Origin of the sequence: Burkholderia pseudomultivorans (assembly GCF_902499075.1) — a bacterium.
Taxonomy (GTDB): Bacteria; Pseudomonadota; Gammaproteobacteria; order Burkholderiales; family Burkholderiaceae; genus Burkholderia; species Burkholderia pseudomultivorans.
The window spans coordinates 1-13,686 of sequence record NZ_CABVPP010000102.1; the positions used below are offsets into that span (position 1 = coordinate 1).

A 13,686-nucleotide genomic window follows, 5' to 3' on the forward strand; every position below is an offset into this window, starting at 1 on the left:
GGCCGGTGCGGCCGCGCTGCGCCGCGCGGCCAGCGCACGCACGCCGGCGGCAGCCTGCGAGGCGACCACGTCGAGTGCGCGCCGGTGGCCCGCGACGAGCGCATCGTAGCCGTCGGCGACCGGCTCCGCGACGCTCGTGCGGCACGTCATCACGGCCTGCGTGGCGAGCGAGCGCACGCTCCAGACCGCGTCGATCGCCGCGCGCTTGCCGGGCCACGACTCGAAGCGCTGCACGTTCACGCTGATCCGATACACGGGCACGCCGGGCGGATAGGCGGAATTCGCGACGTCGATCGTGCCGAGCTGCGCGGCGAGATCGTCGGACAGCGCGCGGCGGATTTCGTCGGCGGGCGGCGACGCCCAGCGTTCCTGCTCGAGCACGTCGACCTGCGCGGCGTTCTTCTGCACGACCAGCTGGTTCTTCGCGACCTGCTCGGGCACGCCGACCGACGGCACCTCGATCAGGAACGCAGGATTGGCGGGCGCGGTGCGCACGGGCGCCGCGGCGTCGGCCGGGCTCAGCGTATAGAACCGTGCGGGCGGCGAGCTGCACGCGGCGAGCGCGAGTGCGGCGAACGCGGCGAGTACGGCCGCCGCGCCGCTCGCGAGACCGTTCACGCGTGTGGTCGTCATGGTTGATCTCCTGGCTTGCCCTTGATCAGCGATTCGGGATGGCGCTCCAGATAATCCGCGAGCGCGTTCAGCGACTGCAGCGTGCGCGTGAGCTCCTTCAGCGCGCCGCGCACGTCGGACTGCAGCGGCGAATCCTGCTGCAGCGTCGCCTCGGCGGTCGAGAAGGTCTGCTTCGCGGCCGACAGCGTGTCGCGCGCTTCGGGCGCGACCTGCGTGTCGAGCTGCTTGAACAGCTTGTCGGCATTCGACAGCGCGCTGTTCAGGTTCGCGCCGATCTGGTCGAACGGCACCTTGTCGAGCTTCTTCGCGATGTCGGCGACCTGCAGCTGCAGTTCGTCGAGCGTGTTCGGCACGGTCGGCAGCTCGAGCGGCTGATGCGACACGTCGATCTTCGCGGGCGGCGCCTTCGGGAAGAAGTCGAGCGCGACGTACAGCTGGCTCGTCAGCAGGTTGCCGGTGCGCAGCTGGCCGCGCAGCCCGTGCTGGACGAGGCGCTCGACGATCTCGCGGCGGGCCGGTTCGCCCTTGCTCTCGATCGTCTCGCGGAAGCGTCGGCCGAGGCGTTCCGGATACACGTTCATCGTGACCGGCATCGTGAAGTTCTTCGTCTTCGGATCGTAGTCGATGCCGATGTTCGTGACTTCGCCTAGCACGATGCCGCGGAAGTCGACCGGCGCACCGACGCCGAGCCCGCGCAGCGACTGGTTGAAGTTCATCACGACCTGCAGCGGCTGGCCGTCCGGCGCGCGCATCGCGTCGCCCTCGTCGGATGCGAGACGGAACGTCGTGTTGTTCGGCGCGGTCGCGCCGGTTTCCTGGTTCGGCGGCGTCTGGAACGCGATGCCGCCGAGGATCACGGTCGCGAGCGACTGCGTGTTCAGCTTCAGGCCGCTCGAATCGAGCCGCAGGTCGACGCCGCTCGCCTGCCACCAGCGCGAGTTCATGCCGACGTACTGGTCGTACGGCGCGTTGACGAACACGTTGAACGTGACGCCCGTGCCGCCCTTGTCGAGCGAGAAGCCGACCACCTGGCCGACCTGCACGCGGCGGTAGTAGACGGGCGAGCCGATGTCGACCGAGCCGAGCGAGTCGCCGCGCAGCACGTACTGCGTGCCTTTCTGGTCGCCGGTGACGGCCGGCGGCGTCTCGAGGCCGGTGAAGTCGGTCTGCGTATCCTGCGAGCGGCCGGCGTCGACGCCGATGTACGCGCCCGACAGCAGCGTGCCGAGCCCCGATACGCCGGTCGCGCCGACGCGCGGGCGCACGATCCAGAAACGCGTGCCCTTGACCGCGAAGTCCTCGGCCTCCTTCTTCAGCTGCACTTGCACGAGCACGCGCGACAGGTCCTTCGACAGCTTGATCGTCTTGACCATGCCGATCTCGACGTCCTTGTACTTGACCTGCGTCTTGCCCGGCTCGAGCCCTTCGGCGCTGTGAAAGCTGATCGTGACCTCCGGGCCGCGCTCGCGCACGGACTTGATCACGAGGCCGATGCCGATCAGCGCGGCGATCAGCGGCACGAGCCAGACGAGCGACGGCAGCCAGCCGGTTTTCGTCGAGATCACCGGGTCGGGCGGCCGGGACTCGTCGTGTTGCGGGCCTTGCGGACTATTCATGGTGTTTCCCTGAGGTTTCGACTGGATCCCAGATCAGGCGGGGATCGAACTGCATCGACGCGAGCATCGTCAGGATCACGACCGAGCCGAACGCGAGCGCGCCGGGGCCGGCCGTGATGACGGCAAGCGAACGGAAATGGACGAGCGCGACGGTGAGCGTCACGACGAAGATGTCGAGCATCGACCAGCGGCCGATGCGCTCGACGATCCGGTACAGGCGCGTACGCTGCATCGGCCGCCACGCGGTGCGGCGCTGCGCGCTGATCGCGAGGATCAGCAGCACGCCGAGCTTGAGCATCGGCACGAGAATGCTCGCGACGAACACGACGACGGCCAGCGGCCAGTCGCCCGACACCCAGAAGTAGATGACGCCGCTCATGATCGTGTCTTCCTGCGAGCCGACGATCGACGCGGTGCGCATGATCGGCAGCAGGTTCGCCGGAATGTAGAGGATCGCGGCCGCGAGCAGCAGCGCCCAGGTGCGCATGATGCTGTTCGGAATGCGAAAGTGCAGCGCCGTGCCGCAGCGCGCGCAGTGCGCGTGCGGCGCGTCGAGCGTCTGCACGAGCCCGCATGCGTGGCAGTTGACGAGGCCTTCGCGGGCGGCGGTCGGCGTCGTCATCGGCGGGCGCCCTCCGGCAGCGACGCCGCGTCGCCCGGAGGCGTGCCGCTCGCGCGCCGGGCGCGCAGCTCGTCGGCGATGTCCCACAGCGTGCGCGGGTCGAACATCAGCACGACGGCGATCATCAGCGTGAGCGCGCCGAATGCGAACAGCGCCGCTTCCGGCACGACGCGCGCGAGGCTGACCATCTTCACGATGGTCACGAGGATGCCGAGCATGAATACCTCGATCATCCCCCACGGACGCACGAGCTGGATCGCGCGCAGCACCGCGTTGAAGCCGGGCGGGATCACGCCGCGGCGCATCGGCAGCAGCAGGTAGAGCAGCGCGGCCATCTCGACGAGCGGGAACAGTACGGTCGAGCAGAACACCATCACGCCGACGATCGCCATGTCCTGGTGCCACAGCGAGTCGATCGCGCCGATCAGCGTGGTCTGCACGCGATTGCCGTTCACGTCCATCTCGAGGATCGGGAACGCCTGCGCGATCACGAAGGTGATCAGCGCCGCGAGCGCGAGCGCGCAGATGCGCTCGATCTGCGCGGCGCTGTTGCGATAGAGCAGCGCGTCGCAGCGTGGGCAGCGCGCGACTTCGCGGCCGCTAAGGTGCGGTTTGTGCAACAGTGCGTCACACTCGTGACAGGCAATCAGGTCGTGTCGTTGCATGGAAAAAGCGGTTGCGCGACGGCTGGGGGAACACGTCGACGGGGCCGGAACCCGCGCCAATCTTACCAAAACGCTTTTTGGGCCGTGTCAACGCCCGGCTGTTGTGTGACCGGTTTGTAACATGGCGTAAAACGGGCGTCCGGCTGGCGCGTCTGTCCTCAGAGTCCGCGCGCGTCAAAAGGTTGCGGTAGCATGGCGCCCTTGACAAGCGTCGGATCGATTCCGGCGCAGCCGTTCGCTGAACTGAGGAACCCAAGATGGCATCGAATCCGCTGCCGGCCAAGCCGGTGCGCTACACGCAGACCGCGATCGCGCTGCACTGGCTGATCGCGCTGCTGATCGTCTGCGGCTTCGCGCTCGGCTGGGTGATGACGGACATTCCCGGCTTCACGCCGACCAAGCTGAAGTACTTCTCGTGGCACAAGTGGATCGGCGTGACCGCGTTCGCGCTGGCGGTGGTGCGCGTGCTGTGGCGCGCGACCCACGTGCCGCCGGCGCTGCCGGTCAGCATGCCGGCCTGGCAGCGGCTGGGCTCGCACGGCGTGCACATGCTGCTGTACGTGCTGATGCTGGTGATCCCGATCACCGGCTACCTGTACAGCTCGGCGTCGAACATCCCGGTCGTGTACCTCGGGATCGTGCCGCTGCCGCGCCTGATCGATCCCGATCCGGTGCTGAAGGAAACCTTCAAGACGCTTCACGTGTCCTTGAATTACATTTTGCTTGCGCTGGTGTCGCTGCACGTGCTCGCCGCGCTCAAGCATCAGCTGTTGGACCGCGACGGCCTGTTGTCGCGGATGCTTCCCTTTGCCAAATGAAGGATCCCATGAAAGTGTCTTTCTCCCGCTCCGTGCTGGCCGCGTTCGCCGCGGCGTCGCTTGCCGCGTCGGGCGCGGCGCTCGCCGATGTCGATCTCGCGAAAAGCAAGGTGTCCGCCGTGTCGAAGCAGATGAACGTGCCGACCGAGGGCGCGTTCCGGAAGTTCTCCGCGCAGGTGAAGTTCGATCCGGCGAAGGCCGCGCAGGGCAGCGCGCAGATGACGATCGACGTCGCCAGCTACGACCTCGGCGACAAGATGTACAACGACCAGGTCGCGGGCAAGGACTGGTTCGACGCGAAGACCTATCCGCAGGCGACCTTCGTGTCGTCGGCGATCGCGCCGGCCGGCGGCAACAAGTACAACGTGACCGGCAAGCTGACGATCAAGGGCAAGACCGAGACCGTCACGGTGCCCGTCACCGTCACGCAGAACGGCGCGACGCAGACCTTCGACGGCGTGCTGCCGATCAAGCGCTCGACCTTCAACGTCGGCACCGGCGAATGGAAGGACACGTCGGTCGTCGCCGACGAAGTGCAGATCAAGTTCCATCTGGTCGCCACCAAGTAAGCGGCGGCCCGACGCTTCACCGAATGCCGCGCGAGGGCGCGGCGCTGTTCCAAGGAGAATGAGTTGAAAAAGCATCTGATGATCGCCGCGGGCGCGCTGGCTGCATCGCTGTCGTTCTCGGCCTTCGCCGAAAGCGCGACGTACCAGTTCGATCCGAGCCACACGTACCCGAGCTTCGAGGCCGACCACTTCGGCGGCCTGTCGGTCTGGCGCGGCAAGTTCGACAAGACCAGCGGCACCGTGACGCTCGACCGCGCGGCGAAGACGGGCACGGTCGACGTGACGACCGACATCGCGTCGATCCACACCGGCAGCGCCAAGCTCGACGAGCATCTGCAGACGCCGGATTTCTTCGACGCGGCGAAGTTTCCGCAGGCGAACTACAAGGGCACGATCAAGTTCGACGGCGACAAGCCGGTGTCGGTGGTCGGCAACCTGACGCTGCACGGCGTCACCAAGCCGCTGACGCTGAAGATCGACTCGTTCAAGTGCATGCCGCATCCGATGCTCAAGCGTGAAGTGTGCGGCGTCGACGCGGTCGGCGAATTCAACCGCGACGATTTCGGCCTCGACTACGGCAAGCAGTACGGCTTCAAGATGAAGACGAAGCTGCTGATCACGGCCGAAGCGGTCAAGCAGCAGTAAGGCTGCGACCGGGCCGGCCGCCGGCCGGCGCGCCGCGCGCGAACCGCCGCGCCTCCGTTCGAACGGAGGCGCGGCGGTTTTTTTACGCGCCTATAATCGTCCGGGCGCCTGTCGTGGCACGCGGCGCGCGGGGCGGGCCGGCGGCGCACGAGCGGACGCTTCGAACAGAACGTACAACGACAAGGAGATCGCCGATGCATGCCGTCACGCAGCCCCGTTCCATTGACTCGTCGCCGCGCGTGTGGCGCGCGGTGGTTGCCGCGTCGATCGGCAACGCGCTCGAGTGGTTCGACCTGGTCGTCTACGGCTTCTTCGCGGTGACGATCTCGAAGCTGTTCTTCCCGGCCGGCAACGACACCGTGTCGCTATTGCTCACGCTCGGCACGTTCGGCGTGTCGTTCTTCATGCGTCCGCTCGGCGCGATCGTGCTCGGCGCGTATGCGGACCGCGCGGGCCGCAAGGCCGCGCTGACGCTGTCGATCCTGCTGATGATGGGCGGCACGCTGATCATCGCGGTGCTGCCGACCTACCGGACGATCGGCGTCGCGGCGCCGCTGATCCTGGTCGCCGCGCGGCTGATGCAGGGTTTCTCGGCCGGCGGCGAGTTCGGCAGCGCGACCGCGTTTCTCGCCGAGCACGTGCCGGGGCGGCGCGGCTTCTTCGCGAGCTGGCAGGTCGCGAGCCAGGGCCTGACGACGCTGCTGGCCGCCGGCTTCGGTACCGTGCTGAACGCGCAATTGACGGCCGAGCAGATGGCGGCGTGGGGCTGGCGCGTGCCGTTCTTTTTCGGGCTGCTGCTGGGGCCGGTCGCGTACTACATCCGCCAGAAGGTCGACGAGACGCCCGAGTTCCTCGCGGCCGAAAGCAGCACGAGCCCGCTGCGCGACACGTTCGCGTCGCACAAGGCGCGCCTCGCCGCCGCGATGGGCGTGGTCGTGCTCGGCACCGTCGCCACCTATCTCGTGCTGTTCATGCCGACCTACGGCGTGAAGCAGCTCGGCCTTGCGCCGTCCGCCGCGTTCGCGGCGATCCTCGTGGTCGGCGTGATCCAGATGGTGTTTGCGCCGCTCGTCGGCCACTGGTCGGACCGTTACGGCCGCGTGCGCGTGATGCTCGCGCCCGCGATCGGCATCCTCGTGCTGATCTATCCGGCGTTCGCGTACCTGGTCGCGCATCCGGGCTTCGGCACGCTGATCGCGCTGCAAGTGCTGCTGGCGTTCCTGATGACCGGCTACTTCGCGGCGCTGCCGGGGCTGTTGTCCGAGGTGTTCCCGGTGCAGACGCGCACGACCGGGATGTCGCTCGCGTATAACGTCGCGGTGACGATCTTCGGCGGCTTCGGGCCGTTCATCATCGCGTGGCTGATCAGGGCGACCGGGATGAACACCGCGCCGAGCTTCTACCTGATGTTCGCGGCCGTGCTGAGCCTCGTGGCGCTGGTGGTGCTGCGCAGGCGGTTCGGGTTTCGGTGAAAGGGCGCCGTTGGCGCGGCGCGCGCCGGAGGTATCGCTGTGGCTGCCGGGCAGTGGTGCGGCCAATGCGGCAGGCGACGGGGAAGGGCAACGCTTCAGCCTCCGCGGCAACGCTTCAATCCCGGCGGTGAACGCGGCCGTCGCCGTGCGACGAAACATGAAAAAAGCCGGCCCTGTCGGACCGGCTTTGCGCGTTCACCGAAGCGGCGACGCAGCAGCGCTCAAACCTGCGCGCCCGCGTTCGGGTCGTCCGGATCGTGTGCGGTCTTCTTTTCCTTGATCAGGTCTTCGCGCTTGATGCCGAGCCACATCGCGAGCGAGCCCGCGACGAACACCGACGAGTAGATGCCGAACATGATGCCGACCGTCAGCGCGAGTGCGAAGTAGTGCAGCGTCGGGCCGCCGAAGAAGAACATCGACAGCACCATCATTTCCGTCGACGTGTGCGTGATGATCGTACGCGACATCGTCGTCGTGATCGCGTGGTTGATCACTTCCGGCACGCTCATCCTGCGTTCGCGGCGGAACGTCTCGCGGATCCGGTCGAAGATGACGACCGACTCGTTGACCGAGTAGCCGAGCACCGCGAGGATCGCCGCGAGCACCGCCAGCGAGAACTCCCACTGGAAGAACGCGAAGAAGCCGAGAATGATCACGACGTCGTGCAGGTTCGCGATGATGCCGGCGACCGCGTACTTCCATTCGAAGCGGATCGACAGGTAGATCACGATGCCGATCACGACGCACGCGAGCGCGAGCAGGCCGTCGGTCGCGAGCTCCCGGCCGACCTGCGGGCCGACGAACTCGACGCGCTGCAGCGTGACGTCCGGGCTCTGCGCCTTCAGCGCGGTCATCACCTGGTCGCTCTGCTGCGCGGACGTGAGGCCTTGCTTCAGCTGCAGGCGGATCAGCACGTTGCGCGACGTGCCGAAGTTCTGCACCTGCGCGTCCGCGTAGCCGAGCTTGCCGAGCGTGTCGCGCACGGGTTCGAGCTGCGCGGCCTGCTGGTACTGCACCTCGATCACGGTACCGCCCGTGAATTCGACGGACAGGTGCAGCCCGCGGTGGAACAGGAAGAACACGGCGGCGAGGAACGTGACCAGCGAGATCACGTTGAACACCAGCGCGTGCCGCATGAACGGAATGTCTTTACGGATGCGGAAAAATTCCATGGTCTTCTCCGGGGCCTTATTGGGTCGAGCCCGGTTTTTTCGGCGACACGCCCTGCTGCGCGCGGTTGCGCAGCTGCGGCTTGCCGGCGGCGCGCGGCGCGTTGCCCTTCGCGGGGGCGGCAAGCTTCGCGGCGCGCGCGGTGTCGGTCGATGCGTCGGCCGCGGCGAACGACGCGTCGGCAGCGGCGCCTTCCGGCTTCCATACCTGGCCGATCGCGAGCGACTTCAGCTTCTTGCGGCCGCCGTACCAGAGGTTGACGATCCCGCGCGAGAAGAACACCGCGGAGAACATCGACGTCAGGATGCCGAGGCAGTGCACGATCGCGAACGCGCGGACCGGGCCCGAGCCGAACGCGAGCAGCGCGAGGCCGGCGATCAGCGTCGTCACGTTCGAATCGAGAATCGTCGCCCACGCATGCGCGTAGCCGGCCTGGATCGCGAGCTGCGGCGGCTGGCCGGCGCGCAGTTCCTCACGCACGCGCTCGTTGATCAGCACGTTCGAGTCGATCGCCATGCCGAGCGCAAGCGCGATGGCGGCGATGCCGGGCAGCGTCAGCGTCGCCTGCATCAGCGACAGCACCGCGACCAGCAGCAGCAGGTTCACCGACAGGCCGATCACCGAGATCACGCCGAACAGCATGTAGTACGCGACCATGAACACGGCGATCGCGCAGAAGCCCCAGATCACCGAATGCACGCCCATCTTGATGTTGTCGGCGCCGAGGCTCGGGCCGATCGTGCGTTCCTCGATGATGTCCATCGGCGCGGCGAGCGAACCGGCGCGCAGCAGCAGCGCGAGGTCGGCGGCGGCCTGCGGCGTCGGCTGGCCGGTGATCTGGAAGCGGTCGCCCAGTTCCGACTGGATCGTCGCGACCGTCAGCACTTCGCCCTTGCCCTTTTCGAACAGCACCATCGCCATCGGCTTGCCGATGTTCTCGCGCGACACCGCGCGCACTGCGCGGCCGCCGGCCGAGTCGAGGCGGATGTTGACCGACGGACGCTGATGCTCGTCGAAGCCGGCCGACGCGTCGATGATGCGGTCGCCGGTGAAGATCACGTCCTTCTTCAGCAGCACGGGCACCTGGTTGCCCTGCGTGAACAGCTCCTCGCCCGGCGGCACGGGGTCGTTCGGGTTCGGATGCGTGTTGAGCGGATCGGCGAGACGCGCTTCGAGCGTCGCCGTGCGGCCGATGATGTCCTTCGCCTTCGCGGTGTCCTGCACGCCCGGCAGCTCGACGACGATACGGTCGCTGCCCTGCTGCTGCAGGATCGGCTCGGACACGCCGAGTTCGTTCACGCGGTTGTGGAGCGTCGTCAGGTTCTGCTTGAGCGCGGCGTCTTCCACCGCCTTCTGCACGGCCGGCGTGAACGTGCCGACCACCTGCGTGCCGCCGCCGCCGGGCTGGGTCGCCCACTGCAGTTCGGTGATCGACGCGGCGAGCGTCTTGCGGGCGTCTTCCGCCGTCTGCGCATCGCTGAAGTTGACGACAACCGATTGATCGACGCGGCTCACGCCGCCGTCGCGGATGTTCTTGTCGCGCAGCAGCGTGCGCGCGTCGGACGCGTCGGAGTCGAGCTTCTTCGTCAGCGCGCCCGTCATGTCGACCTGGAGCAGGAAGTGGACGCCGCCGCGCAGATCGAGGCCGAGATACATCGGCAGCGCGTGCAGTGCGGTCAGCCAGCGCGGCGACGCGCTCTGCAGGTTCAGTGCGACGACATACTGCGGATCGTTCGGGTCGGCGTTCAGCGACTTCTGCAGCAGGTCCTTGACGCGCAGCTGCGTATCGGTGTCCTTCAGGCGCACGCGGATGTTCGCGTTGGTCGCCGTGTTCTCGAAGGTGACGTCGTCCGGCGTGATCTGCGCGGACGCGAGCGCCGATTCGACCTGGGTCAGCGTGGTCGAGTCGAGCTTGACCGTGGCCTTGCCGCTCGACACCTGCACCGCCGGCGCTTCGCCGAAGAAATTGGGCAATGTGTACAGAAAGCCGATGGCGAGCGCCACGACCATCACGACATATTTCCAGAGTGGGTAACGATTCATGAGGGGGCCGAACGGGTGGTTGGCGTGAAAGCGTCGCGTCCGGCGCCGCGGCGGCCTGCGCGATCATCGGCGGGCAGGCGCGGGGGGCCGGACGCTCGGTGAAGGGCTTACAGCGACTTGATCGTGCCCTTCGGCAGAATGGTCGTGACGGCAGCCTTCTGCACGGTGATTTCGGTGCCCTCGGCGATTTCGACGCCGATGTAGCCTTCGCTGACCTTCGTCACCTTGCCCACCAGGCCGCCGCTCGTGACGACTTCGTCGCCCTTGGCCATGGCCGCGAGCATGTTGCGGTGCTCTTTCTGCCGCTTCATCTGCGGACGGATCATGATGAAGTAGAGCACGGCAAACATCAGGATGAGCGGCAGGAAGCTCATCAGGCTCGATTCGGCGCCACCGGCACCTTGCGCGAACGCGTTGGAAATGAACGGCACGTTGGTCTCTCCGTAAGGGGAAGATCGAAAAATAAGCCGGATATTCTACCACCGGCCCCATGCGCAAACGGCGCGGCAAATGCGCTTTCGGATCAAGCTGTTAAAGCGCGAACCGACGCCGTTGCGACTTGCTTGGAAAGGTAATTGTAATGTTTTGGCGGCCTCGGCCGGCAGTCGGGTGGCAATAATTAGTACGCGTCCGATGTGACGGGCCGCCGCGCCGTCAGTCGACGCCTCTCGCGCGATCCTCCGCGAAGCGCTGGCGGAACGCGTCGAACGTATGGGTCTCGATCGCCTCGCGGATCTCGCTCATCAGCTGCAGGTAGTAGTGCAGGTTGTGGATCGTGTTGAGCTGCGCGCCGAGGATCTCGCCGACGCGGTGCAGGTGATGCAGGTAGCCGCGCGAGAAGTTGCTGCACGTGTAGCACGTGCAGCTCGGGTCGAGCGGCTTCAGCGAGTTCTTGTGCGTCGCGTTGCGGATCTTCACGTCGCCGAAGCGCGTGAACAGCCAGCCGTTGCGCGCGTTGCGGGTCGGCATCACGCAGTCGAACATGTCGACGCCGTTCGCGACGCCCTCGACGAGATCCTCCGGCGTGCCGACGCCCATCAGGTAGTGCGGCTTGTTCGCCGGCAGCTTCGGGCCGACGTGCCGCAGCACGCGCATCATGTCCTCCTTCGGCTCGCCGACCGACAGCCCGCCGATCGCAAGGCCGTGGAAACCGAGCTCCGACAGGCCCGCGAGCGACTCGTCGCGCAGGTCCTCGAACATCCCGCCCTGGACGATCCCGAACAGCGCGTTCGGGTTGCCGAGCCGGTTGAACTCGTCGAGCGAGCGCTTCGCCCAGCGCAGCGACATGCGCATCGAGTCGGCCGCTTCCTTGTGCGTGGTCGGCACGTTGTCGGTCGCGTACGGCGTGCATTCGTCGAACTGCATCACGATGTCCGAGTTCAGCACCTTCTGGATCTGCATCGACACTTCCGGCGACAGGAACAGCTTGTCGCCGTTGATCGGCGACGCGAACGTGACGCCATCCTCGGTGATTTTGCGCAGGTCGCCGAGCGAGAACACCTGGAAGCCGCCCGAATCGGTCAGGATCGGCTTGTTCCAGCCCATGAAGCCGTGCAGCCCGCCGTGTGCGTCGATCGTGTCGAGGCCCGGGCGCAGCCACAGGTGGAACGTGTTGCCGAGAATGATCTGCGCCTTGATCTCGTGCAGTTCGCGCGGCTGGATCGCCTTCACGGTGCCGTAGGTGCCGACCGGCATGAAGATCGGCGTTTCGACGACGCCATGGTTGAGCTTCACGCGGCCGCGGCGCGCGTGGCCGTCGGTCGTCAGCAGTTCGAATTCGAGCCCGTTGGCGGGGCGGGCGGGCGCGGCTTCTTGCGCGTGCGTATCGTGGGATGAACCGTCGGTCATCGTGGGGTGCTCCTGGCCACCGGAAAACAGTCCGGCGCGAGTTGGAAAAAGCCGCCGCGGTAGCGGCGGCGGAAAGAATGGATGTGCGCCATCGTAGCGCGCGGCGCAGGCGAGCGGCGGGCCGCCGCCGAAGGCGCCGCGGCGGCCGTGCCGTGCGTCGGCCGTCGCAGGTGCGGCGCCTTACGCGCCCGCCGCCTCCGGCGTGTCGCGGCGCGTGAGCAGCATCGCATCGCCGTAGCTGAAGAAGCGGTAGCGTTCGGCGATCGCGTGCCGATACGCGGCGCGGATCGTCTCGACGCCCGCGAACGCGGACACCAGCATCAGCAGCGTCGACTTCGGCAGGTGGAAATTCGTGACGAGCCGGTCGACCACGCGGAAACGATAGCCGGGCGTGATGAAGATGTCGGTCTCGGCCTGCGTCGCGGCGAGCGGGCGGCCCGCCGCGTCGGCGTCGCGCGCCGCGGCTTCGAGCGCGCGCATCGACGTCGTGCCGACCGCGATCACCTTGCGGCCGCGCGCGCGCGTTGCGGCGATCTTGTCGACGAGCGACTGCGGCAACTCGTACCACTCGCTGTGCATCCTGTGCTCGGCGATGTTCTCGACGCGCACCGGCTGGAACGTGCCCGCGCCGACGTGCAGCGTCAGCGTCGCGCGCTCGACGCCCATCGCGTCGAGCTTCGCGAGCAGCGGCTCGTCGAAGTGCAGGCCGGCCGTCGGCGCGGCGACCGCGCCCGGGTTGCTCGCATAGACGGTCTGGTAGCGCGTCTCGTCGGTCGCGTCCGGGTCGTGCTCGATATAGGGCGGCAGCGGCAGCCGGCCGTACTGCTCGATCAGCGTCAGGCACGGCGCGGGAAAATGCAGCGTGAAGAACGGCTCGACGCGTTCGCCGACCGTCACGTCGAACGCATCCGCGAGCCGCAGCGTCGTACCGGCGCCCGGCGACTTGCTCGCGCGAATCTGCGCGAGCGCCGTGTGGGTGCCCGTCACGCGCTCGACCAGCACCTCGATCCGCCCGCCGCTGGCCTTCTGGCCGAAGAAGCGCGCCTTCAGCACCTTGGTATCGTTGAACACGAGCAGGTCGCCGGGCGCGATGCACGCGGGCAGGTCGGCGAAACGGCGATCGACGAGGCGCGCGGGTTCGGCGGCGCCGTCGACCTCGAGCAGGCGGCTCGCGGTGCGGTCGGGCAGCGCGGTTTGCGCAATCAGCTCGGGCGGCAGATTGAAATCGAAATCGGAAAGCGTGAACATGCGGGCTGGTTCGAAACGGCCGGCGGGCGTCGCCGGCAGGGCGGAAACGCGTAATCGGGGCGCGCGAGCCGCTATGATGGCGGGATGCGCGGCCTGGCCGGCGTCGTTCGTTCGGACGACGTGAAAGCCGCTATTGTACTTGCCTTGCGAAGCCTCCTCACGATCCGATGCCTGTGTCACCACGCCGTTCCGCCGCAGTTGCCGATTCCGCCGATCCGTTCGACACGGAGGCGGTCGCGTTACCGTCGCACGGCGACGACGCGCGCGCTGCGCCGCCGGCTGTCGCGCAGCGCCGCGCCGGGCCGAAGCGCGGCGCCGACGGACGGCTCGCGCAGCC

At 67.4% G+C, this 13,686-nt stretch carries 13 protein-coding genes; 4 read left to right on the forward strand and 9 right to left on the reverse strand.

The genetic code is table 11. The features are described from left to right. The 4 genes from BST28156_RS33715 to BST28156_RS33730 form a co-directional block, all read right to left on the reverse strand. Positions 1-633, reverse strand: a 633-nt coding sequence (locus BST28156_RS33715) for a PqiC family protein (RefSeq protein WP_174904501.1), incomplete at its 3' end; no start/stop codon positions are given. Then, positions 630-2,249: a PqiB family protein gene (locus tag BST28156_RS33720; protein ID WP_174904502.1), complete on the reverse strand. Its 1,620-nt coding sequence runs from the start codon at positions 2,247-2,249 to the stop codon at positions 630-632. The genes BST28156_RS33720 and BST28156_RS33715, both read right to left, overlap by 4 nt. After that, positions 2,242-2,871, reverse strand: coding sequence for a paraquat-inducible protein A (locus BST28156_RS33725; protein WP_060244994.1), 630 nt, complete (start codon positions 2,869-2,871; stop codon positions 2,242-2,244). Before BST28156_RS33725 ends, BST28156_RS33720 begins: the two co-directional genes overlap by 8 nt. Beyond that, positions 2,868-3,536, reverse strand: a complete 669-nt coding sequence (locus BST28156_RS33730; RefSeq protein WP_060244995.1) for a paraquat-inducible protein A — start codon at positions 3,534-3,536, stop codon at positions 2,868-2,870. The genes BST28156_RS33725 and BST28156_RS33730 overlap by 4 nt, the downstream gene beginning before the upstream one ends. 257 nt (positions 3,537-3,793) lie before the next feature. Between BST28156_RS33730 and BST28156_RS33735 the strand changes: the two genes are divergently transcribed. The 4 genes from BST28156_RS33735 to BST28156_RS33750 all read left to right on the forward strand — a co-directional run bounded on the left by BST28156_RS33735 (position 3,794) and on the right by BST28156_RS33750 (position 7,040). Continuing rightward, a complete protein-coding gene (locus BST28156_RS33735; protein WP_174904503.1) occupies positions 3,794-4,354 on the forward strand; it encodes a cytochrome b in 561 nt (186 codons plus the stop codon). An 8-nt stretch (positions 4,355-4,362) separates the two neighbouring features. After that, a complete protein-coding gene (locus BST28156_RS33740) occupies positions 4,363-4,923 on the forward strand; it encodes a YceI family protein (protein ID WP_060245068.1) in 561 nt (186 codons plus the stop codon). A gap of 63 nt (positions 4,924-4,986) precedes the next feature. Next, positions 4,987-5,568: a YceI family protein gene (locus BST28156_RS33745; RefSeq protein WP_060244997.1), complete on the forward strand. Its 582-nt coding sequence runs from the start codon at positions 4,987-4,989 to the stop codon at positions 5,566-5,568. Between the two features lie 194 nt (positions 5,569-5,762). Further along, complete coding sequence (locus BST28156_RS33750; RefSeq protein WP_174904504.1) at positions 5,763-7,040, forward strand: MFS transporter; 1,278 nt, start codon at positions 5,763-5,765, stop codon at positions 7,038-7,040. Positions 7,041-7,261: 221 nt separating this feature from the next. Here BST28156_RS33750 and secF read toward each other — a convergent pair whose 3' ends face one another. The 5 genes from secF to queA form a co-directional block, all read right to left on the reverse strand. After that, positions 7,262-8,212 (reverse strand): protein translocase subunit SecF, encoded by a 951-nt coding sequence (secF, locus tag BST28156_RS33755; protein ID WP_174904505.1) that lies wholly within the window; start codon positions 8,210-8,212, stop codon positions 7,262-7,264. 16 nt (positions 8,213-8,228) lie between these two features. Further along, positions 8,229-10,253 carry a protein translocase subunit SecD gene (secD, locus tag BST28156_RS33760; protein ID WP_174904506.1) on the reverse strand — a complete coding sequence of 675 codons (2,025 nt, stop codon included), beginning with the start codon at positions 10,251-10,253 and terminating at the stop codon, positions 8,229-8,231. Between the two features lie 107 nt (positions 10,254-10,360). After that, entirely contained in the window at positions 10,361-10,684 is a 324-nt protein-coding gene (yajC, locus tag BST28156_RS33765) for a preprotein translocase subunit YajC (protein WP_006401647.1), read from the reverse strand. A 223-nt stretch (positions 10,685-10,907) separates the two neighbouring features. Beyond that, positions 10,908-12,101, reverse strand: a complete 1,194-nt coding sequence (gene tgt, locus BST28156_RS33770) for a tRNA guanosine(34) transglycosylase Tgt (protein WP_174904507.1) — start codon at positions 12,099-12,101, stop codon at positions 10,908-10,910. 180 nt (positions 12,102-12,281) lie between these two features. Continuing rightward, positions 12,282-13,349: a tRNA preQ1(34) S-adenosylmethionine ribosyltransferase-isomerase QueA gene (gene queA / locus BST28156_RS33775; RefSeq protein WP_174904508.1), complete on the reverse strand. Its 1,068-nt coding sequence runs from the start codon at positions 13,347-13,349 to the stop codon at positions 12,282-12,284. Between the last annotated feature and the right edge of the window lie 337 nt (positions 13,350-13,686).